Here is a 20,787-nt window from a genome sequence, read left to right on the forward strand (position 1 = left end):
CTACGCCTTTATTTTATGAATACAGCAAAGACGAAAAGGGCGCCTGAGGATGCCCTCTGGCGCCCATGTCTCACGGCAAGATTAGCCGTTCGCCTTTTCGATGAAGTCGATCGCGTCTTTAACGGTCAGAATTTTTTCTGCTGCGTCATCAGGAATTTCGCAACCGAATTCTTCTTCAAACGCCATGACCAGCTCGACAGTGTCCAGGCTGTCGGCGCCCAGATCGTCGATGAAGCTTGCGTTTTCGGTGACCTTGTCTTCCTCGACACCGAGGTGCTCGACAACGATCTTCTTCACGCGATCTGCGACATCACTCATAGCTCAATTCCTTCAATAGGTTTTCTGTCAGTTGGTTTTGGTTGGTTCTTCGCGCCTTCCCCCTATTGAAGGAACTTGCGAAGACCGGAATCCGACAACCGCAATTGCCGGTTTCGTGATTTTGTATAGCGGCCTCTTTTAAACAGAAAAGCAAGCAACCCGCAACGGGTTAAATCATCGCCATTCCGCCATTCACATGCAAGGTCTGCCCGGTAACATAAGCGGCTTCGTCGCTTGCCAGATACAGAACCGCTGCTGCGATCTCCTTGCTTTCCCCCATACGCCCCGCCGGAATGTTGGCCAGAAGCTTTTCTTTCTGCCCATCATCAAGCTCGTCGGTCATCGCCGTGGTAATGAACCCCGGTGCAACACAGTTAACAGTAATTCCGCGAGATGCAACTTCTTGTGCAAGCGATTTTGACCAGCCGATCATGCCAGCCTTCGCTGCAGAATAGTTGGTTTGCCCTGGATTCCCGGTCACACCAACGATCGAGGTAATATTGATAATGCGGCCATGGCGGCGCTTCATCATGCCGCGCAACGAGTTGCGCGCAAGTTTGAATGCCGCAGTCAGGTTGACATCAAGGACCGCCTGCCAGTCTTCGTCTTTCAAACGCATCGCCAGCTGATCACGGGTGATCCCGGCATTATTGACCAGAATATCAAGCTGCCCGCCAAGGGCCTCTTCTGCTTCCTTGATCAAACCGGCGACCGATTCCGGATCAGACAGGTTACCCGGAACGACGACAGCATTTTCGCCGATTTCCGCAGCAACCGCCTGAAGACGTTCAGCACGCGTACCTGAAAGAGCAACCTTTGCACCAGCTGAAGCCAGAAGTTTGGCAATATCACCGCCGATACCACCGGTCGCACCGGTTACGAGTGCGGTTTTGCCTGCAAGATCAAACATCAATCCATCCCTTTGGGTTCGTCTGTTTCGCGCAACACTTAAAGCGTGCTGAGGAAGCTTTCAATATCGGCCGGACCGTTAACAGCCGAACCGGTCAGGTCACGGTCAATACGGCGAACCATACCACTCAAAACTTTACCTGCGCCCAGCTCCACCAGATCGGTGATACCCTGCTCTTTCATATAAAGGACAGACTCACGCCAACGCACGGTTCCGCAAACCTGCTCCACAAGGAGTTTACGAATGGTTTCCGGATCAGCAGTTTTTTCCGCAATCACGTTTGCGACAACCGGTTTACGCGGAGCATTCATCGTTACCGAAGCCAGTGCTTCGGCCATACGATCCGCAGCCGGTTGCATCAGCGGGCAATGGAAGGGCGCCGATACCGGCAGCAAAACGGCACGCTTTGCACCCTTTTCCTTGGCGATCTCGATCGCGCGTTCAACAGCCGCTTTATGACCCGACACAACGACCTGTCCGTCGGCATTGTCATTTGCAGCGGTACAAACATCGCCTTGGGCGGCTTCTTCGGCAACGGCAACTGCGTCGACATAGTTAAGCCCCAGAAGGGCTGCCATCGCGCCAACCCCGACCGGAACGGCTGCCTGCATTGCCTGCCCGCGGATTTTAAGAAGGCGGGCCGCATCAGCAATCGCAAAGGTACCGGCAGCAGCAAGGGCGGAATATTCACCTAGCGAATGCCCGGCAACCAGATCGCATTTGTCTGTCAGTTTGAAACCGCCTTCGGCCTCCAGAACGCGTGTAACCGCAAGGCTGACCGCCATTAGGGCTGGCTGCGCATTTTCAGTCAGCGTCAATTCGTTTTCAGGGCCTTCGAACATCAGGGTGCTGAGTTTCTGCGACAGCGCATCATCAACTTCCTGGAAAACTTCGCGGGCGACCGGAAATGCGTCAGCCAGTTCCTTGCCCATACCTACCGCTTGCGACCCCTGACCGGGGAAAACAAATGCGCGTGTCATTATATATAATTTACCCTTGTCTGCTTTCGTAAGGACCCGCTTCTGTCAGGCCCCCTTTTCGAGCTACCCTTGATACTGCCCGCAAGCCCTGTGTCAAGAACAGACGACAATGTCATGCGACTTTCCGTCGCTTTGTTGCCCGCAAAGTAACAGACTTGCCAAACGGCGAAAACAAAACCTTGTTGCGCGGTGCAATGTAACGGCTTTGGCGATTGGCATGTGTCACCATATATATAATGTCGGTCGCATCCTGCAACCGGCCGCAAAAAGCACCGGTTTCCGTCGATTTAGAAAAATACGTCCATGACAACGGCACCCGTTTTGGCACCGGCGATTTAAGTCAGATTTCACCAGAAGTTCCGGCGGGCATTTACGGTTGCATGCCCTGTGGAAAAGTGTATATTCCGCCGTCTCACGGCTCCTTGCCGGGATTGCCCGGCTATGCCTGCATGGCACGAGGTCATGTAAGGAAGAGATAAGCCACAAGGAGTAATAGGAGTATTATGAGCAAGTACGAGAGCGTGTTTATCGCACGTCAGGACTTCTCGACCGCACAGGTCGAAGCCCTGAATGAAAAACTCACCCAGACCGTCGAAGGTCTCGGTGGTAAAGTTGCCAAAACCGAATATTGGGGTCTGCGTTCCCTGGCATACCGTGTCAAGAAGAACCGCAAAGGCCACTATACCCTCTTCCAGATCGAAGCCGACAACGCAACGATTGCGGAATACGAGCGTCAGATGCGCCTGAACGAAGACGTTCTGCGTCAGATGACTGTCAAGGTTGAAGAGTTCGAAGAAGAACAGTCAGCCATTCTGCGTAATCGCGACGAGCGCGGTGGTCGTGGCGGTAATCGTCGCGGCGGTCCCCGTCAGCACGGCTAACAGATAGCGAGGAGAATATATTATGGCTGGACGTCGTCTGTTTTTCCGTCGCCGCAAAACCTGCCCGTTCTCGGGTGCGGATGCGCCGAAGATTGACTACAAAGATGTCAAACTGCTGCAGCGTTTCGTTTCCGAACGCGGCAAAATCGTTCCGAGCCGTATCACTGCGGTTTCGGCCAAGAAGCAGCGCGAGCTGGCGAAAGCCATCAAACGTGCACGCTTCCTGGCGCTGCTGCCTTACGCAGACCAGATCTGAGGCAGTCGGCAAGAGATCCTTTTGCGGTCTCGGGCCAGGAGTAGCTGATGTCGCGTAATACCCTAATGGCGGTCGGTGCAGGTCTGGGCAGTTCTGTCCTGTTTCTGCTGGTGTTGTCGGGGAATCCGTTGGCGCTGCTGCTCTCCTATTTCGGGCATCTGCCACTTTTCCTTATTGGATTTTGGCAAGGTCCAAAACGCCTGCTGGTTGCGGCAATTGCCGCATGTAGCGCCCTGGTTCTGCTGGGGGGACTGCTGCCTTTCACGGTCTTTATGGTCGTGTTTGCCGGACCGGCGATGTTGTTGACCCGCATGGCGCTGGTCATCCGCAAGGACGAAAACGGGAAACCGGGTTTTGTTCCGACCGGAATACTGGTCAGTGCCATGGCCGTGATGATTGCAATGGTGATGATTATCATCACCGGCAGCGTAACGGCGGAAGGTTTGGACATTCAGGAATTCATTTCGCAGTTCCTGGGCCAGATGTATTCGGAAATGGGCGTCCCAATGACGCCGGAAGTCCAGAATGTCATCGGTATGTTCCAGACATACTTCCCGGCGATTGTAGCGGTAAGCTGGCTTCTTATGCTGTTTGCCAATGCTGCGATCGCACAGGCAATTCTGGTGCGCTCCGGCCGCAATTTGCGTCCGTCGCCCGATCTGGCCTCGATGGCCTTGCCTGGCTGGTCACTGTTTGCGTTTGCCCTGGCCGGGTTTCTTGTCGGTTTTGCCGATGGTTCTCTGGCCTATGTGGCGCGAAACGTCGCGGTGGTGCTGGCAGTGCCGTTCCTTTTGCAGGGATTGGCGCTGGTGCATGGGCAGGCAGCCCGTTGGCCGCAAAAACGTATGATACTGACGGTATTCTATATCGTCGCGGTTCTGTCCACGTGGTCGTTTGTCGCGATCACCGGACTTGGAATTGTAGAGCATTTAATCAGGCTGCGGGGGAAACAACCGATGACCCGTAGCAATGAGGAGGATCGGTGATGGAAGTTATTCTGCTCCAGCGGGTAGAAAAACTCGGTCAGATGGGTGACGTAGTCACCGTCAAGCCGGGCCACGCCCGCAACCGTTTGCTGCCGCAGGGCATGGCCCTTCGCGCAAACAAAGCGAACCTTGCTGCTTTCGAAGCAAAGAAAGTACAGCTGGAAGCTGACAACCTGGAACGCCGCAAAGAAGCCGAAGCGGTTGCCGAGAACATGGGTGAACTTGCTGTTACCCTCGTTCGTCAGGCATCTGACGTCGGTCAGCTTTACGGTTCGGTTACCGCTCGTGATATCTCGAACGCGGTTACCGAAGCAGGTTTCACTGTTGCCCGTACCCAGGTCGTTCTTGATCAGCCGATCAAGACCCTTGGTCTGCACCAGGTCAAAATCAACCTTCACCCGGAAGTTTCCGTTGAAGTGACCGCCAACGTCGCACGTTCCGAAGAAGATGCCGCCGAGCAGCTTCGTAAGGGCGGCGCCGTTCTAGGCACCATCGACGAAATGGAAGCTGAAGAAGCTCTAGAAGCTGCTGAAGAACTCTTCGAAGAAGACGTTCCGGCTGATATTGCTGATGAAGTTGAAGGTGAAGAAGAAGCCAACGTTTAATCGTTGCCCTTCATTCGAAGCCATTTTGGAAACGGCGTATCCGCAAGGATGCGCCGTTTTCTTATGGTTTTGTAATATATTTCAGCTTTTTATCCCTAAAGTCACCTCTGCGCTTGCGGTATACCGGCTATGAGTTATACCGATTAGCCCTTTCGGCCCAACAAGATGACTGATACCTTTTTGCGTCATGACTGATCCCCAGCTAGATGCCCTGTTCGCACCCCTCGAAGAAAACCACGGTGGCAACACCGGAATGGTGCTCGAACGGACTCCGCCTCATAACTTCGAGGCGGAGGCTGCTTTGCTTGGGGCTATCCTCAATAATAACGCAGCATACGAACGCGTTTCAGATATCCTGCGCCCCGAACATTTCGCGGACGCCCGCCACGGTCGTATCTTTGAGGCCTGCGGCAAACTGATCGAACGCGGACAGCTTGCAAATCCGGTGACCCTGTCGGCGTTCTTCCGTCAGGACGAACATCTCGCCGAAATCGGTGGCGCGCAGTATCTGGCAGAATTGTCCAACAACCTTGTCTCGGTGATTAATGCCGGCGATTACGGTAAGCTCGTCTATGACCTGTATCTGCGCCGCGAACTGATCGAAATCGGTGAAGACACCGTCAACGAAGCCTATCGCTACGAGATTGAAACCGATGCTGCCAACCAGATCGAGAAAGCCGAACAAAAACTTTTCTCGCTGGCGACAGCGGGTGCAGCAGAATCCGGTTTCGTTGCGTTCGGCCCTGCCCTGACCAAGGCATACGAGAATATCGAACATGCCTATAAAAACGCTGGCAAGGTTGTCGGGGTTACCACTGGCCTACGCGATATCGACCGCAAGCTTGGTGGTCTGCATCCGTCCGACCTTCTGATCCTTGCCGGACGCCCGTCAATGGGTAAAACCGCCCTTGCAATGAACGTGGCGTTTAATGCAGCGATTGCATCGCATCAGAACCGTCGTGCCGGTACAGACACGGGTGACGAACTAAAAACCGGTGCAGTTGCTGTCTTCTCGCTCGAGATGGCGGCGGAACAGCTTGCCGGGCGACTTCTGTCCCAGGCGGCCGAAGTTTCCGGCGACAATATGCGCCGCGGTGATTTGAACGAAGACGATTTCCAGCGTCTTGTCGTTGCCACCCAGGAACTCAACACCGTTCCGCTTTACATCGACGATACGCCGGCCCTTCCGGTTTCGACCCTGCGCACACGTTGCCGTCGACTGAAACGCCAGCACGGCCTTGCGATGATCGTTGTCGACTACCTGCAGCTTCTGGCACCGCCAACCAACTTCCGCGGTGACGGTCGTGTGCAGGAAGTTTCCGAAATCACCCGTATGCTCAAGGCAATCGCCAAGGAACTCGAAGTTCCGGTCCTTGCCCTGTCGCAGCTCTCACGTGCCGTCGAACAGCGCGAAGATAAACGTCCGCAGCTTTCCGACTTGCGTGAATCGGGCTCGATCGAGCAGGACGCCGACGTCGTCATGTTCATTTATCGTGAACAATATTACCTCGAACGTGCGGAACCGGCACAACGCCCGGAAGAAGCAACCGACAAGTTCGGCGAGCGCTACTCCCAATGGCAGGAACGTCTGAACCACGTCTACAACACCGCAGAAGTCATTGTTGCCAAACAGCGTCACGGCCCGGTGGGCAACGTGCGCCTGTTCTTTGACGGGAACTACACCAAGTTTGGCGACCTTGACCATATCGAAGAAGAATATGAATAGGCCTTGGGCCTGAACCGAAACGGACTCCACGGGGTATTGCGAATGAGCGTTCTTCCCGCCGCCGGCCGTGCTGCTGAGTGTGCCGAACTTCAGATCAATCTGAGGGCGATTGCAGATAACTACCAGATCATCAAGAAACGCTATAAAGGGCGGACTTGTGGTGCGGTTGTCAAAGCAGATGCCTATGGCCTTGGCGCTCAGACCATTGTGCCGGTTCTCAAAAAGCAGGGTTGCCGTCTTTTCTTTGTCGCGCAGGCAAACGAGGCAGCAGATCTGTTTCCGTTGTTGCGGGGCGGCGGTCGCATTGCTGTCCTGAACGGTGTTCTTCCCGGCGACGAAGAATTCTTTATCGAGAACGACGTCATTCCGGTTCTCAATGACCTTGGCCAGATCGAACGCTGGTCAAATCTGTGCCGCGAACATGAACGCCCGGCACCAGCCTTCATCCATCTTGATACCGGGATGAACCGTCTGGGCCTTGCCCCGCGTGAGATCGGTGAGCTGGTTGATCGCTATTCGTCTCTTTTGTACGGCTTTGAAAAGGCGGGTTACATGACCCATCCTGCGGCCGCCGACGAGGCCGAAAATCCGGTCACGGCCGAGCAGTACGAACTGTTCATGAAATGGTATCGCCGCCTGCCGCCAGCCCCGCGCGGTTTCTGTAATTCTTCGGCGATTTTCCGCAATAACGATTACCATCTTGAATTCTGCCGCCCGGGATTTGCGCTTTGGGGCGGAAATCCGACCCCGGAAACCACCAACCCGATGCGACCAGTAGTCAAACTGACGGCCAAGGTGCTTCAGACTCGTCAGATCGACGCTGGCGAAGCGGTTGGTTATGGCAATACCTGGCGCGCCGAACGTGCAAGTCGCATCGCGACGATTGCGGTTGGCTATGCCGATGGCTGGCTACGTTCGCTTTCAAATGCGGGTAAAGTCCGCATCAAGGGGCACGAAGTGCCTTATGTCGGGCGGGTTTCGATGGATGCCATCAGCATCGACATCACCGATCTTCCGGGCAAACCGTTGCAACCCGGCGACATGATTCCGCTGATTGATGACAAAATGACAGTTGACGACATTGCAAGTGCTGCGGGTACAATCGGTTATGAGGTACTGACTTCTCTTGGACATCGCTACCGGCGGGTCTATACAGAAAGCTGACTTGAATAAATCGGCCAACGCCACGAACTGGCCTGCAACAGGGGAAATAATAATTCCAATGCCGATCTTTGCGCCGGTTGGCCGTATGTTCCTTGCCTTTTTGGCCCTTGTCGGTCGCGTCACGGTCTTTGCCGGGCGTACCATCGGCCATATGGTAACACCGCCATTCTATTTCCGACTTATATTCAAACAGATGTGCGAGATCGGCTATTTCTCGTTGCCGGTAGTCGCCATGACGACCCTGTTTGCCGGGATGGTTTTGGCCTTGCAATCCTATTCAGGATTTTCACGCTTTTCTGCCGAAAGCGCGGTTGCCACGGTTGTCGTCATTTCGATGACACGTGAACTGGGCCCGGTTTTGGCGGGGCTCATGGTTGCCGGACGTGTCGGTGCGGCCATTGCTGCTGAAATCGGCACGATGCGCGTTACCGAACAGATCGATGCGCTGGTGACGCTTTCGACCAATCCGTTCAAATATCTGGTTGTGCCCCGCGTCATTGCCGGGCTGGTGACCCTGCCGGTGCTTGTTCTGATCGGTGATATCATCGGGGTGCTAGGCGGGTATCTTGTCGGGGTCAACAAGCTTGGCTTCAACGACGGGTCCTATATCCGCAATACGTTCCAGTATCTTGAACAGCTTGACGTGATTTCGGGTCTGGTGAAGGCCTCTGTATTCGGGTTCCTGATCACGCTGATGGGCTGCTATCACGGCTATCATTCACGTGGCGGTGCACAGGGTGTGGGCCAGGCAACGACCAATGCCGTGGTTTCAAGCTCCATCCTGATCCTGATTTCGAACTATATCGTCACCGAACTCTTCTTCACACGCTAAGGGCGGGATATGAGCGACACAGCCAAAATCTCGCTTCGTGATGTGCACAAGTCCTTTGGCCCGAAAAAGGTGCTGCAGGGTGTCAATCTGGATGTCGGGCCCGGCGAATTTGTTGCCATTATCGGCGGTTCGGGCACCGGCAAATCTGTCACGTTGAAATGCGTTCTGGGCCTGCTTGTTCCCGAACAGGGATCCATCAAGGTCAATGGGACGGAAATGGTTGGCGCATCGCGTTCAACCCGCGAAGACATGCTCGCCCATACCGGCATGCTGTTTCAGGGGGCAGCATTGTTTGACTCCCTGCCGGTTTGGGAAAATGTCGCCTTTGGGCTGATCGAAGGCCGCGGTATGAAACGCAAACAGGCCCGTGATATTGCGATTGCACGCCTTGCCGATGTCGGCCTTGGTTCCGAAGTCGCCAACATGTCCCCCGCGTCCCTTTCAGGGGGTATGCAAAAACGTGTCGGCCTGGCACGTGCCATTGCGACCGAGCCGGAAATCCTGTTTTTTGACGAACCGACCACCGGTATCGACCCGATCATGGGCGATGTGATCAACGACCTGATTGTCAAATGCACCCGTGAACTTGGCGCCTGCGCCATGACCATCACCCATGACATGGCAAGCGCACGTAAAATCGCCGACCGGGTTGCCATGCTGTATCAGGGCAAAATCATCTGGGATGGTCCGGTTTCTGAAATCGACAAGGCCGATAACCCCTATTTGCAACAGTTCGTTTCGGGTGATATCGAAGGTCCGCTGGATCTTGATCTGAAGCATCTCTGATTACCGATCAAGCCCCTCGCCCGTTTCGTTCCATCCTTATGCGCGGAGCCACCAGTGGCCAAAACCCAAAGTCGTTTCATTTGCCAGAATTGCGGTGCCGAATACCGAAAATGGACCGGTCGTTGTGATGCGTGCGGTGAATGGAATTCGATCGAGGAAGAACGCATCGAAGCCGGACCAAAGGCAACCGGTGGGATTGCCACCGGGACCAAGGGAAAGCAGCTTGATTTTGTAGCCCTTGAAGGTGAAAGCGCAAGCCCGCCCCGCATCATCACCGGCATTGCCGAACTTGATCGTGCGGTTGGTGGTGGGCTGGTGCCCGGTTCCGCCCTTCTGGTAGGCGGCGATCCGGGGATTGGTAAATCGACGATCCTGTTGCAGGCCGTTGGCGTCCTGTCAGCCAGACATAAATGTGCCTATATCTCGGGCGAGGAAGCGGTTGATCAGGTGCGCATGCGTGCCGCCCGTCTTGGACTTGAAAAATCCAAGGTCGATTTCGCCGCTGCCACCAGCCTGCGCGATATTATCGCCACACTGGATCAAAGCGCGCATGAAGTCGTGGTCATCGATTCCATTCAGACCATGTATGCCGATACCCTTGATAGCGCCCCGGGTACCGTTTCACAGGTCCGCGCGTGTGCGCTTGAACTGATCCGCCTTGCCAAGCGCAAGGGATTTGCCGTGATCCTTGTTGGTCATGTCACCAAGGAAGGGCAGATTGCTGGCCCACGTGTTCTGGAACATATGGTCGATACGGTTCTTTATTTCGAAGGCGAACGCGGCCATCAGTTCCGTATTTTGCGCGCGGTCAAAAACCGTTTCGGTGCCACCGATGAAATCGGTGTGTTTGAAATGGGTGATGCGGGTCTTGTCGAAGTCCCGAACCCGTCGGCCCTTTTCCTTGCTGACCGCGAGGCACCTGTATCGGGTACTGCCGTGTTTGCCGGGCTTGAAGGCACCCGCCCGATGCTGGTCGAGATACAGGCACTGGTCGCGCAATCGGCACTTGCCACACCGCGTCGCGCGGTTGTTGGCTGGGATTCGGCCCGTATGAACATGATCCTTGCGGTTCTTGATGCCCGTTGCGGATTACCGCTTAGCCAGTTTGACGTTTATCTGAACGTTGCTGGTGGGATGCGCGTGGGTGAACCCGCCGCCGATCTTGCCGTGGCGGCCGCCCTGATATCCGCGGTTGCCGATGCGCCTGTTCCCGCCGAAACCGTTATTGTCGGTGAAATCGGCCTTTCAGGCGAAGTCCGTCCCGTCGGTCAAATCGAATCGCGCCTGAAAGAAGCCGCCAAACTCGGCTTTGCCAACGCCTATTCGCCACGTACCGGCGCAAACGGCAAAAAGAAGATCACGATAAAGGGCCTGAACCAGCGCGAAATTGGCCATCTTCAGGATTTGGTAAATCTCTTCGGCGACGATGTCCGCGACAAGGTGCGTCCACGCGAAGGCATGTATTGATCATTGCCTGCCTTTATGTGCGCGCTTGCGAACAGACTGACCAACAGGATTTACTGAATTATGGATTTCTCCAGCCTGCCCGATCTTGGTGCACGGGACGTATTCGATCTGGTGATTGTGGGCATTGTCCTGATCTCGGGTCTGTTTGCATTTTTCCGGGGCTTTATCCATGAAACCCTGTCGATGATGGGGTGGGTCGGGGCTGGTGTCTGTGCGCTATACGGATACCCGATTGTGCGTCCCTATGTCCGCGATCTGATCCCGTCTGAACTGATTGCCGATCTGGCAACCGGGGTTGGTCTGTTTCTGATCACCTTCCTGATCTTTTCCTTCATCAGCGGCCGGATTGGCCGTGCAGTTCAGAATTCCGGACTTGATAGCCTCGACAGCACCCTTGGCTTTGTCTTTGGTCTTTTGCGTGGCGGTCTTATCGTCTGTATCGGCTTTCTGGCCCTGTCATGGCTTTTGCCAGCAACCTCGCAGCCAGACTGGGTTCGCGATGCCCGGACACGCCCGGTTCTGGAAGAGGGCGCGTTCCTGCTGATGCGCGCAATGCCCGATGAAATCTTTGACACAACGACCGAAGAAATGGCCCGTGCTCAACGTGATGCAGAAATCAACGACCAGACATACCGTCAACTTCTGGGTCCCGAGCCAAAAGGTGCTGGACCCAAGCCCCTAAACGGGTATACAAGGCCCTCGCGCGATGATTTGGATCGTCTGATAGAGGCGACCACCAACGAGTGAGGCGACAGGGTTTCGCATGGGTGCGGCATCCTGCGCCACCGGCGAGAGAGCGGAACCCACTCATGCTGACCACCAATCCATTTGACGACGACAAGCTGCGTGAAGAATGCGGTGTTTTCGGTGTTTTCGGTTCGCCCGATGCGGCGGCCCTGACGGCCCTTGGCCTGCATGCGCTTCAGCATCGCGGACAGGAAGCCGCTGGCATCGTTTCCTATGACGGCGAAGATTTTCCAGCACACCGGGCGTCCGGTCAGGTCGGGGACATCTTCGGTTCTCAAGACGTAATCAAAAGCCTGCAGGGCCATCGTGCGATCGGCCATGTGCGCTATTCCACAGCCGGGGGCAAAGGCCTTCGCAACGTGCAGCCGCTATTTGCCGATTTCGAATTCGGCGGGCTGGCAATTGCGCATAACGGTAACCTGACCAACGCGCTTGCCGTGCGTGAGCGTCTGGTCAAACGTGGTTCGATTTTCCAGTCGACCTCCGATACCGAAACCTTCATTCACCTGATCGCAACCAGCCTGTACGAGAAGATCGTTGATCGTCTGATTGATGCTGTCCGTCAGGTCGAAGGCGCATACAGCCTTGTGGTCATGACCCAGAAGAAACTGATCGGTGTACGTGATCCTCTGGGGGTCCGTCCGCTGGTTCTGGGCAAGCTGAATGACAGCTACATCCTGTCTTCAGAAACGGTTGGCCTTGATATCGTTGGCGCGGAATTCATTCGCGACGTCGAACCGGGCGAGATCGTTGAAATCACCGATAATGGCCTCAAATCAATCAAACCGTTCAAACCGGTGAAATCGCGTTTCTGCATTTTCGAACATGTCTATTTCGCCCGCCCCGACAGCATTGTCGAAGGCACAAGCGTCTATGACGTGCGCAAAAATATCGGTCGCGAACTGGCACTGGAATCCGGTGTTGAAGCCGATGTGGTCGTACCGATCCCCGATTCAGGCGTTCCGTCCGCCCTTGGCTATGCCGAGGCCAGCGGTGTTCCGTTTGAACTGGGCATCATCCGCAACCATTATGTGGGCCGGACCTTTATCGAGCCGACAGATCAGATCCGCCACCTTGGCGTGAAGCTGAAACACAACGCCAACCCCGGCAAGCTGAAGGGCAAACGCGTTATTCTGGTCGACGATTCCATCGTTCGCGGCACCACATCGACCAAGATTGTCGATCTGGTCCGTCAGGCCGGTGCTGCCGAAGTCCATATGCGCATCGCAAGCCCGCCGACCACCAATCCATGCTTCTATGGTGTTGATACACCGTCGAAGGAAAAACTGATGGCGGCCAATCACGACATTGAAAGCATGGCAAAGATCATTGGTGTCGACAGCCTTGCCTTTGTCACCATTGATGGCCTTTATCGCGCAGCCGGTCTTCCGGGACGCGACAATAACAGTCCGGCCTTCTGCGATGCCTGCTTCACTGGTGATTACCCGATCCGTCTGGTCGATCATCAGGCCGAGAACAAGGACCGTAAACTCAGCCAGCTTGTCGAAAGGCAGTCCGCATGAGTGACGCAAAGCGCCTTGAAGGCCGCGTCGCCCTGATCACAGGGGCCTCGCACGGGATCGGTCGCGCGGTTGCAAAACGTTTTGCCGCCGAAGGTGCCACTGTCATTGCGCTGGGTCGCAATGTCGGTGCGCTTGAAGAACTTGATGACGAAATCCGGGCTGACGGCGGGAAACTTGTACTGCTGCCGATGGACTTGACCATGTATGAAAAGATCGATGCCATGGGTGCATCGATTTATGAACGCTTTGGCAAGCTTGATATCGTCGTTGGCAATGCCGGACTTCTGGGTGAACTTGCCCCGGTCGGTCATATCGATACACAGGTGTTTGAAAACACGTATGCGACCAACGTCACGGCGAACTTCCGTCTGATCCGCAGTGTCGATAAACTCCTGCGTCTTTCCGATGCCGGGCGTGCGATTTTCGTGACCTCGAATGCATCGTCCAAGGGGCGTGCCTTCTGGGGCCTTTATGCTTCGACCAAGGCAGCCCTTGAAAGTCTGGTGCTGTCCTATGCCCAGGAACTCGAAGAAACGCCTGTACGCGTTAATCTGATCAATCCGGGCCGTATCCGCACCAAGATGCGCGCCGAAGCCTATCCGGGTGAAAATCCCGAAACGCTCCCGACTGCTGAAAGCATCACTGACGTGTTTGTCGATCTGGCTGCAGCTGATTGTACACGTCATGCAGGCGTCGTCGACGCCTACTGATACGGCAGTGATCGAGATTGCGAAGGCCGGACAGGTTGATTGTCCGGCCTTTTTCAATTCAGGCGGATGTTTTCGGCACAGAAATCCAGAAACGCCCGAACACGGGCCGGTAAATGCCCGCGCCCGCCAATATAAACGGCGTTAATATCGACACCGCCACCGGGATAAAATTCGTCCAGCAAGGGCTCAAGCCCGTCATTTGCCAGATCGTTTTCGACGTGAAACCGGGCAAGCCGAACGATGCCGCCGCCGGCAACGGCCAATTGACGCGCGCTTTCGGCATCCCCAACATCAAATACGCCGCCCGGCATTACAGACACCTCCTGCCCGTTTACCCGAAACGGCCAGTCCGGAATAACACGCTGAAAGTTGTACCCGATCAATGTATGACCTTGCAGTGCATCTACGGTCGTTGGTCGCCCGTGTTTTTCAAGGTATGCCGGGGACGCAGCAATCACCATCCGGCATTGGCCAAGCTTGCGCGCAATCAGTCCGGATGACTGTAATGGACCACTTCGAATCGCGACATCAGCGCGTTCCTCATACAGATCCATCACCTTATCGCTGACCGTCACATCCAACGTGATATCGGGATACTTTTCCCGAAATCGCGGTACCAGTGGCAAAAGGCGGTGCAGGCCGACCGGCACGTTGGCCGTCACGCGCAACCGTCCGCGCGGTGTCATTGCAGTTGCGGCTTCCTGTTCTGCCTCATTCAGATCGGCAATGATATCAAGTGCCCGCTCATAAAAACGCTGCCCTTCGGATGTCAGGTGCAACTTGCGGGTTGATCGATTGAACAATCGCGTTCCCAGCCGGTCTTCCAACCGGCCAACAAGCTTGCTGACGGCGGATGGTGTCATGTTGAAATCGCGCGACGCAGCCGAAAACCCGCCGCGTTCAACGACACGCACAAAGACTTCCATCTCGCCGGATCGATTGGTTTCAAGTCGAGCCATAGTGAATTCAACTCACAAATCTTCTTCTTAGAATATCCGTAGTTGAAAATGCGCCCTTTGTCCATATTCCGTCCATGAACCATTTCCAGCGACGGAGAAGACAATGGAATACAGACAATTGGGGAATTCCGGTTTGCGCGTTCCCGCACTTAGCTTTGGCGCCGGGACCTTTGGCGGCCGGGGTCCCCTGTTCGGCGCGTGGGGTACAATTGACGCCCGTGAAGCCAGCCGCATGATCGATATCAGCCTCGAAGCAGGCCTGAACATGTTCGACAGTGCCGACGTCTATTCCGATGGTGCGTCTGAACAGGTTCTGGGCGAAGCCATCAAAGGACGCCGCGACAAAATCATCCTGTCGACGAAGTTTGCCCTGCCTGTTGGCGATGGCCCGAATGACTTTGGCACCTCGCGCCACCGCCTGATCACGGCAACCGATGCCGCCCTGAAGCGGCTGGGAACCGATTATATCGACCTGCTGCAACTTCACTCCTTTGATGCATTCACCCCGATCGAGGAAGTCTTATCAACGCTTAATGACCTCGTACGCGCCGGGAAGCTGCGCTATATCGGCGTATCGAACTTTGCCGGGTGGCAGATCATGAAGTCGCTCGCCGTGTCTGATCGCCTTGGTTACAGCCGCTATGTCGCCCATCAGGTTTACTATTCACTGGTCGGGCGCGATTACGAATGGGATCTGATGCCGCTGGCACAGGATCAGGGACTGGGCGCACTGGTCTGGAGCCCCTTGGGATGGGGCCGGTTGACTGGCAAAATCCGCCGCGGCACACCGATACCGGATGGCAGCCGCCTGCATGAAACCGCACAATTCGGCCCGCCGGTCGAAGAAGATCATCTATATGACATTGTCGATGTGCTTGATGAACTGAGTGCCGAAACCGGCAAAACCGTCCCACAGATTGCCATCAACTGGCTGCTGCAGCGCCCCACCGTGGCGTCGGTGATTATCGGGGCCCGCAATGAACAGCAATTGCGCGACAATCTGGGTGCGGTTGGCTGGTCCCTATCCAGTGATCAAATCACCCGCCTTGATACCGTCAGCAAAAGGCAGCCGCCCTACCCGCATTACCCCTATTACATTCAGGAAGGCTTCGCCCGACTGAACCCGCCCCTATCTGCGTAAGGGTTATAAATACCTGCCACAGGGCCGATCATCCGGTGTTGATCACAACGGATTGATCGGCTCTGACTTGTCTTTGCCAACATCAACGGCTAGTCGGAATATCCGGTTTGATCATGCCATGGATACCCGATGCGATTTCTGCGCTGCCTTATCGTTTCTGCAATATTTGCCGCCACAGCACCTGCCTTCGGGGGGACTGAAGCATCACCGCTGACGCTGATGGGTGAAAGCAGCCAGTTTGTCGAACTTGATCCCCAACGGATCGCACGCAACACCCGATTTTATGACCGGCGAAATCACCCGACCGATATCAGCGCCTATCGCGGCAAAGTGGTTCTGGTCAATTTCTGGGCCAGCTGGTGCCTGCCCTGCATGGCAGAAATGCCGTCGCTTGACCGGTTGGCCAATGATCATTCCAATGATGACCTCGCCATCATTCCGATCTCGATAGACGAAGACGGATTGCTGGCTGCCATTCCCTTTTACCGCCGTTTGGGCCTTCAAAACCTTGATCTTTTTGTCGACCCGACGGGCGAAACAGCCTATAGCGACCGAGATAATCCCAGGGATGCCGAATTTGCCCTTTATGGCCTGCCGATCACATATGCCCTAGATCGTGATGGCCGTATTCTTGGCTATATATCGGGACTGGTCGATTGGCAGTCAGACGATGCTGCGGATTTCATTGACCGCCTTTTGGAAGCTGGCAAATAAAAACGGGGGCATTCCTGCCCCCGTTTGATGTTTGTACGATCAAGCCCTAGCGCTTTTTCTTCTTGTTGCCATAGGGGTTATCACTGCTGCGCAGATAAATGCGGATCGGAACGCCAGGCATGTCGAAATCTTCGCGAAGCCCATTGATCAGGTAACGCGTATAACTTTCGGGCAGTTCTGCCGCCTTGGAACAGTTGATAAAGAAACTTGGCGGACGCGATTTGGCCTGGGTCATATACCGCAGGCGGATACGACGCCCCGAAATGACCGGCGGCAAATGGCGTTCGGTAATGGCTTCGAGCCAGCGGTTAAGCTGCGATGTCGGAATACGGCGGCTCCAGATATCATAGATATCAAGAACGGTCGGCATCAGGCTGTCCGTGCCACGCCCGGTCAGGGCCGAGAATGTCAGGATCGGAATGCCCTTGGCCTGCGCAAAGGACGTATCAAGCTTGTCACGCAGTGCCGACATCACACCGGCCTTGTCTTTGACCGCGTCCCACTTGTTCACAGCAATGATCAGCGCACGGCCTTCTTCAAGGACCATGCGTGCAATCGTCAGATCCTGCTTATCAAGCGTATTGGTCGCATCAAGCATAATGACAACGACCTGTGCATAACGGATCACACGCAGGGTATCAGTGACTGAAAGCTTTTCAACGCGATCATCAATCTTCTTCTTGCGGCGCATCCCGGCGGTATCGACCAGACGAATAGGACGGCCTTCATAGGACCAGTCAACCGCGATGGAGTCACGGGTTAAACCGGCCTGCGGCCCGGTCATGACACGGTTTTCACCCAGAAGCTGGTTCAGAAGGGTCGATTTGCCCACATTCGGACGACCGACAATCGCAAGCTGGATTTTCGAATTGTCCTTGCGAACAACTTCTTCCTCGCCCTCATCGTCTTCGTCATATTCGATTTCAAAGGACGGGAATGAACCATCATCCTCGTCCATTTCATCATCTTCGAAATCGTCATCAATGGCGGCAAGATCGCCTTCCTGCCGCGCCTTGCGCTGCTTGTCGCGATATTCTTCCCAATGAGGACGCATGATATCGATCAGCAATTCCATGCCAAGCCCATGCTCCGCCGAGATCGGTGCAACATCGCCAAGACCAAGACCATAGGCCTCGTAAAGGCCGGCATCCTGATCCTTGCCCTCGTGCTTGTTGGCAATCACATAGACCGGTTTCTTGCGCTTGCGCAACCAGTCGGCAAAGTGATTGTCAAGCGGGGTCAGGCCCGCACGGGCATCAATCAGGAAAAACGCGATATCGCATTCCTCAAAGGCCATTTCGCTTTGCTGGCGCATTTTACCTTCGATGGAATCGTCAAATGCCTCTTCCAGACCAGCAGTATCAATAATGTCGAATCCCATATGGCCAAGACGCGCCTTGCCATAACGGCGATCACGCGTGACGCCCGGCTGATCATCGACCAGCGCCAGCTTCTTGCCGACCAGACGGTTAAACAGGGTCGACTTCCCGACATTGGGGCGACCGATAATGGCTACTTTCAGCGACATCTGACTTTCAGACTCATTGTTATAAAACGGCGATGTGCGCCGAGGGGCAGTTTACCCCGTTCCGGCGCACGCGCATATCAGGCAAAAGATCGGATCTTTTGCGAAAAACTGTGTTCGACCTGTCAGCGATACGCGATTAGATCGGCATCCGCAGTCAGGAAGTAAAGACTGTCACCCGCAACAGACGGCGGCAAGGTGATAGGGCCGGAAACTTCATCCTTGCCCATGATCTCGCCGCTATACGGGGAAACGGTCATGATTTCGCCCTGCTCGTTTCCAACGATCAACCGATCGCCAACCAGAACCGGACCGGTCCATACCATCGGCTCTTCCTGATCTTCGGGATCGACAAAACGCGGCAAAGCGGTCACCCATTTAACCTGTCCGGTGTCCCGACGCAAGGCAATCAGATCATTTGTGTTGGTAAGAACGAAAACATAGTCGCCAGCAACCCACGGTGATTGAATGCCACCGGCCTCCAGTTCCCAGACGCGATACCCAGTCCGCAGGTCAATCGCAACGGTCAGACCGGCGTTGCTTGTCGCAATCACCAGATTGTTGTCGATCACCGGAAGGCCACGAATATCGGCAATGGCCGACACCGCATCGGTACGCCCGGCAGATGCCAGCGCATCGGACCAGATCACCTGACCGTTTTCAACACGCAGCGCATACATTTCACCGGTGGTGTAGGCAGAAATAACAACCCCCTGGTCCACGGCCGGGCTCGCACCGCCGATAAAGGATGCGCCTTCTGATGCACCACGATGAGACCAAAGCGTATCACCAGTCATCGCATTCAGTGCGACAGTCTGGTTATCGACCGTCACGACAAAGACACGCCCGCCACGGACTGTCGGCGCACCGCGCATCGGGGCGGTCACCTGCGAACGCCACATGACGGTCGCACTTGGCGCATCAATCGCGATGACCTCGGCAAAGCCCGTCGTCGCGTACAAAATACCGTTTTCATAGGCAAGACCGCCCCCCAAAAGGGTGCTGTCTTCGTCCTCGTCCTTCGCCAGTTCAAGCGACCAGATACGCTTGCCGGATTTGGCACTGAAGGCACGAACAACGGCATCGGCATCAATGGTAAAGACAACACCGCGCGCAACAATCGCCTGGTTCAGCAGAAGATTGTCATCCATCGACCCTTCCCCGATGCCAACCGACCAATCCTGTCGCAAGACGTCGTTTTCAAGACCGACATGATGCAGGGCATGGCTTGGCAGACCACCATTCTGGGGCCAGTCGACCATCGGCTCCGGTTCCGGCAGGACCACACGCTGGTCGCTTAGTGCCACATCGGGCTGAACCGTGCTTTCAAGTGACAGCACGGCAAGACGTTCACCGGGAAGCGGCGGATCTTCGGATTCACCAAGCCAGCTGGAACATGCCGAAACGAAAACCGACATGCCCATAACGCACAAAAGGGATTTAATGTTGCGTGGTCTCAAAACCATATCCTCTGATCCAGTCCCTGTGAACAGGTTGCCGCTTTCATTACGCCAATCAGGCGTCAACGGCCTTCAGAATTTCACTCGCACGTGCCCGCATGCCCGACGGTGCTTCGCTGTCATCGGCGATTTCGGTCAACAGCGGCTTGGCTGCCTCGATTTCGCCGGCAGCAATATGCAACATCGCAATCATTTCACGCGCAGAGTAGTACCAGGGATTTTCCGGCACAGCGATTGGTTCAAGACGCGCAATCAAGTCTTTTGAATTTGCACCATCGGCATTGTTCATCGCGATCTGAACCACGGCAAGATCACGATAAATCTTTTCGACGTCGCTGTTACCTGCGATTGCCTCAAGCTCGGCAACAGCAGAATCCTTTGCTCCGGCCCGCAGATAGACAGCAGCCTTCTGGAAATGACCAAGGGCGACAAAACCGGCATTGCCATCCGCGATGATCGCGTCAAGCGCACCAAGTGCCGCATCCTGTTTCTCTTCGCCTGCCTGTGCCAGTTCGATGGCGTTTGCCATGCGCGTACCGTTTTCGATGCGCGAATTTTCCTCGTAGCTTTTCCAGCCTTCACGTCCGGCAACACCCAGCACGATCACGGCGGCCACGCCAACGATGTATTTGCCGTATTTGCGCCACAGCGCTTCATTGCGCTCGCGCTTTAGGTCTTCTTCGACTTCCTGGAAAATATCAACCACGAAAACCGCTCCAATCCGATCAAAAGAAAGCGGGCAACCTGCCCGCTTATCAGAATTAATTCCGGCAAGGATTTAACGCGCCAGTGCGCAAGGGGTCAAGTCCGCTGGACATCCGGAACCGCCAATATCGCAATTAAATCCCGCAAGTCCGGTTTTCATGCCCCAAAGGGCCCCCGGTCACCCTGTTTTGGGTGATGTAAACACATATCGCAGGAAAGAATTGCCGCCTGAGACAGATAACGATGCCTGAAAACGAACCGGAACCATTACCGGAATGAATGTCTGTGTTCGGATAATCGGTAAAACCGGCTGAAATGTGGCCAAACTGCCCCGACATTAAAGAGGGCTTTTGGGTTGGCCAAAACGGCACGTGGATTGCATTTGTAAATTC

Annotated in this window: 21 protein-coding genes; 14 read left to right on the forward strand and 7 right to left on the reverse strand. The window is 55.2% G+C overall.

All coding sequences use genetic code 11. The annotated features are described in order from the left end of the window. Nucleotides 1-81 precede the first annotated feature (81 nt). From R1T41_RS21240 to fabD, 3 genes are all read right to left on the reverse strand, one after another. Nucleotides 82-318, reverse strand: coding sequence for an acyl carrier protein (locus tag R1T41_RS21240; RefSeq protein ID WP_007090351.1), 237 nt, complete (start codon nt 316-318; stop codon nt 82-84). Between the two features lie 169 nt (nt 319-487). After that, entirely contained in the window at nt 488-1,228 is a 741-nt protein-coding gene (gene fabG / locus R1T41_RS21245; protein ID WP_062951947.1) for a 3-oxoacyl-[acyl-carrier-protein] reductase, read from the reverse strand. 38 nt (nt 1,229-1,266) lie between these two features. After that, nucleotides 1,267-2,208 (reverse strand): ACP S-malonyltransferase, encoded by a 942-nt coding sequence (fabD, locus tag R1T41_RS21250; RefSeq protein ID WP_317339110.1) that lies wholly within the window; start codon nt 2,206-2,208, stop codon nt 1,267-1,269. A gap of 503 nt (nt 2,209-2,711) precedes the next feature. Between fabD and rpsF the strand changes: the two genes are divergently transcribed. The 12 genes from rpsF (at nt 2,712) to R1T41_RS21310 (ending at nt 13,891) form a co-directional block, all read left to right on the forward strand. Further along, the gene (gene rpsF, locus R1T41_RS21255) at nt 2,712-3,089 is read left to right on the forward strand and encodes a 30S ribosomal protein S6 (protein ID WP_062951945.1); all 378 of its coding nucleotides are present in this window, start codon (nt 2,712-2,714) and stop codon (nt 3,087-3,089) included. A 22-nt stretch (nt 3,090-3,111) separates the two neighbouring features. Next, entirely contained in the window at nt 3,112-3,345 is a 234-nt protein-coding gene (gene rpsR, locus R1T41_RS21260; RefSeq protein ID WP_062951944.1) for a 30S ribosomal protein S18, read from the forward strand. Nucleotides 3,346-3,392: 47 nt separating this feature from the next. Beyond that, the gene (locus R1T41_RS21265) at nt 3,393-4,331 is read left to right on the forward strand and encodes a DUF2232 domain-containing protein (RefSeq protein ID WP_062959518.1); all 939 of its coding nucleotides are present in this window, start codon (nt 3,393-3,395) and stop codon (nt 4,329-4,331) included. Continuing rightward, on the forward strand, nt 4,331-4,936 hold the full coding sequence (gene rplI / locus R1T41_RS21270) for a 50S ribosomal protein L9 (RefSeq protein ID WP_062951942.1): 606 nt from the start codon (nt 4,331-4,333) through the stop codon (nt 4,934-4,936). The genes R1T41_RS21265 and rplI overlap by 1 nt, the downstream gene beginning before the upstream one ends. Before the next feature lie 187 nt (nt 4,937-5,123). After that, on the forward strand, nt 5,124-6,662 hold the full coding sequence (locus R1T41_RS21275) for a replicative DNA helicase (RefSeq protein ID WP_062959519.1): 1,539 nt from the start codon (nt 5,124-5,126) through the stop codon (nt 6,660-6,662). Between the two features lie 42 nt (nt 6,663-6,704). Beyond that, on the forward strand, nt 6,705-7,826 hold the full coding sequence (gene alr, locus R1T41_RS21280) for an alanine racemase (RefSeq protein WP_062951940.1): 1,122 nt from the start codon (nt 6,705-6,707) through the stop codon (nt 7,824-7,826). A gap of 58 nt (nt 7,827-7,884) precedes the next feature. Continuing rightward, nucleotides 7,885-8,658 (forward strand): MlaE family ABC transporter permease, encoded by a 774-nt coding sequence (locus R1T41_RS21285; RefSeq protein ID WP_062951939.1) that lies wholly within the window; start codon nt 7,885-7,887, stop codon nt 8,656-8,658. Nucleotides 8,659-8,667: 9 nt separating this feature from the next. Continuing rightward, nucleotides 8,668-9,444, forward strand: coding sequence for an ABC transporter ATP-binding protein (locus tag R1T41_RS21290; protein WP_317339114.1), 777 nt, complete (start codon nt 8,668-8,670; stop codon nt 9,442-9,444). Nucleotides 9,445-9,498: 54 nt separating this feature from the next. Then, entirely contained in the window at nt 9,499-10,911 is a 1,413-nt protein-coding gene (radA, locus tag R1T41_RS21295; protein ID WP_062959523.1) for a DNA repair protein RadA, read from the forward strand. Between the two features lie 60 nt (nt 10,912-10,971). Next, complete coding sequence (locus tag R1T41_RS21300) at nt 10,972-11,658, forward strand: CvpA family protein (RefSeq protein ID WP_317339116.1); 687 nt, start codon at nt 10,972-10,974, stop codon at nt 11,656-11,658. A gap of 62 nt (nt 11,659-11,720) precedes the next feature. After that, nucleotides 11,721-13,181: an amidophosphoribosyltransferase gene (gene purF / locus R1T41_RS21305; RefSeq protein ID WP_317339118.1), complete on the forward strand. Its 1,461-nt coding sequence runs from the start codon at nt 11,721-11,723 to the stop codon at nt 13,179-13,181. Beyond that, nucleotides 13,178-13,891 carry an SDR family NAD(P)-dependent oxidoreductase gene (locus R1T41_RS21310; protein ID WP_317339120.1) on the forward strand — a complete coding sequence of 238 codons (714 nt, stop codon included), beginning with the start codon at nt 13,178-13,180 and terminating at the stop codon, nt 13,889-13,891. The genes purF and R1T41_RS21310 overlap by 4 nt, the downstream gene beginning before the upstream one ends. Before the next feature lie 53 nt (nt 13,892-13,944). On the opposite strand, the gene R1T41_RS21315 is transcribed toward R1T41_RS21310, so the two are convergent. Beyond that, the gene (locus tag R1T41_RS21315; RefSeq protein ID WP_317339121.1) at nt 13,945-14,850 is read right to left on the reverse strand and encodes a LysR family transcriptional regulator; all 906 of its coding nucleotides are present in this window, start codon (nt 14,848-14,850) and stop codon (nt 13,945-13,947) included. A 103-nt stretch (nt 14,851-14,953) separates the two neighbouring features. On the opposite strand from R1T41_RS21315, the gene R1T41_RS21320 reads away from it, so the two are divergent. Both R1T41_RS21320 and R1T41_RS21325 read left to right on the forward strand, forming a co-directional pair. Continuing rightward, nucleotides 14,954-15,991 carry an aldo/keto reductase gene (locus R1T41_RS21320; protein ID WP_317339123.1) on the forward strand — a complete coding sequence of 346 codons (1,038 nt, stop codon included), beginning with the start codon at nt 14,954-14,956 and terminating at the stop codon, nt 15,989-15,991. Nucleotides 15,992-16,120: 129 nt separating this feature from the next. Next, nucleotides 16,121-16,705 carry a TlpA disulfide reductase family protein gene (locus R1T41_RS21325; protein ID WP_317339125.1) on the forward strand — a complete coding sequence of 195 codons (585 nt, stop codon included), beginning with the start codon at nt 16,121-16,123 and terminating at the stop codon, nt 16,703-16,705. A 46-nt stretch (nt 16,706-16,751) separates the two neighbouring features. Here R1T41_RS21325 and der read toward each other — a convergent pair whose 3' ends face one another. The 3 genes from der to R1T41_RS21340 form a co-directional block, all read right to left on the reverse strand. Next, entirely contained in the window at nt 16,752-18,233 is a 1,482-nt protein-coding gene (gene der, locus R1T41_RS21330; RefSeq protein ID WP_062951930.1) for a ribosome biogenesis GTPase Der, read from the reverse strand. Nucleotides 18,234-18,355: 122 nt separating this feature from the next. After that, the gene (locus tag R1T41_RS21335) at nt 18,356-19,696 is read right to left on the reverse strand and encodes a PQQ-binding-like beta-propeller repeat protein (RefSeq protein ID WP_317339127.1); all 1,341 of its coding nucleotides are present in this window, start codon (nt 19,694-19,696) and stop codon (nt 18,356-18,358) included. A 49-nt stretch (nt 19,697-19,745) separates the two neighbouring features. Beyond that, nucleotides 19,746-20,396, reverse strand: a complete 651-nt coding sequence (locus tag R1T41_RS21340; protein WP_062951928.1) for a tetratricopeptide repeat protein — start codon at nt 20,394-20,396, stop codon at nt 19,746-19,748. Nucleotides 20,397-20,787: the final 391 nt, after the last annotated feature.

The organism is Thalassospira lucentensis, from assembly GCF_032921865.1.
Classification (GTDB): Bacteria; Pseudomonadota; Alphaproteobacteria; order Rhodospirillales; family Thalassospiraceae; genus Thalassospira; species Thalassospira lucentensis_A.

What these genes read in the sequence shown, in the direction of transcription:
- rpsR (WP_062951944.1), top strand. Translation starts at nt 3,112, where the DNA reads ATGGCTGGACGTCGTCTGTTTTTCCGTCGCCGCAAAACCTGCCCGTTC.
- R1T41_RS21325 (WP_317339125.1), top strand. Translation starts at nt 16,121, where the DNA reads ATGCGATTTCTGCGCTGCCTTATCGTTTCTGCAATATTTGCCGCCACA.
- R1T41_RS21285 (WP_062951939.1), top strand. Translation starts at nt 7,885, where the DNA reads ATGCCGATCTTTGCGCCGGTTGGCCGTATGTTCCTTGCCTTTTTGGCC.
- rpsF (WP_062951945.1), top strand. Translation starts at nt 2,712, where the DNA reads ATGAGCAAGTACGAGAGCGTGTTTATCGCACGTCAGGACTTCTCGACC.
- R1T41_RS21310 (WP_317339120.1), top strand. Translation starts at nt 13,178, where the DNA reads ATGAGTGACGCAAAGCGCCTTGAAGGCCGCGTCGCCCTGATCACAGGG.
- R1T41_RS21335 (WP_317339127.1), bottom strand. Translation starts at nt 19,696, where the DNA reads ATGGTTTTGAGACCACGCAACATTAAATCCCTTTTGTGCGTTATGGGC.
- der (WP_062951930.1), bottom strand. Translation starts at nt 18,233, where the DNA reads ATGTCGCTGAAAGTAGCCATTATCGGTCGCCCCAATGTCGGGAAGTCG.
- R1T41_RS21290 (WP_317339114.1), top strand. Translation starts at nt 8,668, where the DNA reads ATGAGCGACACAGCCAAAATCTCGCTTCGTGATGTGCACAAGTCCTTT.
- R1T41_RS21275 (WP_062959519.1), top strand. Translation starts at nt 5,124, where the DNA reads ATGACTGATCCCCAGCTAGATGCCCTGTTCGCACCCCTCGAAGAAAAC.
- rplI (WP_062951942.1), top strand. Translation starts at nt 4,331, where the DNA reads ATGGAAGTTATTCTGCTCCAGCGGGTAGAAAAACTCGGTCAGATGGGT.
- purF (WP_317339118.1), top strand. Translation starts at nt 11,721, where the DNA reads ATGCTGACCACCAATCCATTTGACGACGACAAGCTGCGTGAAGAATGC.
- R1T41_RS21265 (WP_062959518.1), top strand. Translation starts at nt 3,393, where the DNA reads ATGTCGCGTAATACCCTAATGGCGGTCGGTGCAGGTCTGGGCAGTTCT.
- alr (WP_062951940.1), top strand. Translation starts at nt 6,705, where the DNA reads ATGAGCGTTCTTCCCGCCGCCGGCCGTGCTGCTGAGTGTGCCGAACTT.
- fabD (WP_317339110.1), bottom strand. Translation starts at nt 2,208, where the DNA reads ATGACACGCGCATTTGTTTTCCCCGGTCAGGGGTCGCAAGCGGTAGGT.
- R1T41_RS21240 (WP_007090351.1), bottom strand. Translation starts at nt 318, where the DNA reads ATGAGTGATGTCGCAGATCGCGTGAAGAAGATCGTTGTCGAGCACCTC.
- R1T41_RS21315 (WP_317339121.1), bottom strand. Translation starts at nt 14,850, where the DNA reads ATGGCTCGACTTGAAACCAATCGATCCGGCGAGATGGAAGTCTTTGTG.
- R1T41_RS21320 (WP_317339123.1), top strand. Translation starts at nt 14,954, where the DNA reads ATGGAATACAGACAATTGGGGAATTCCGGTTTGCGCGTTCCCGCACTT.
- fabG (WP_062951947.1), bottom strand. Translation starts at nt 1,228, where the DNA reads ATGTTTGATCTTGCAGGCAAAACCGCACTCGTAACCGGTGCGACCGGT.
- R1T41_RS21300 (WP_317339116.1), top strand. Translation starts at nt 10,972, where the DNA reads ATGGATTTCTCCAGCCTGCCCGATCTTGGTGCACGGGACGTATTCGAT.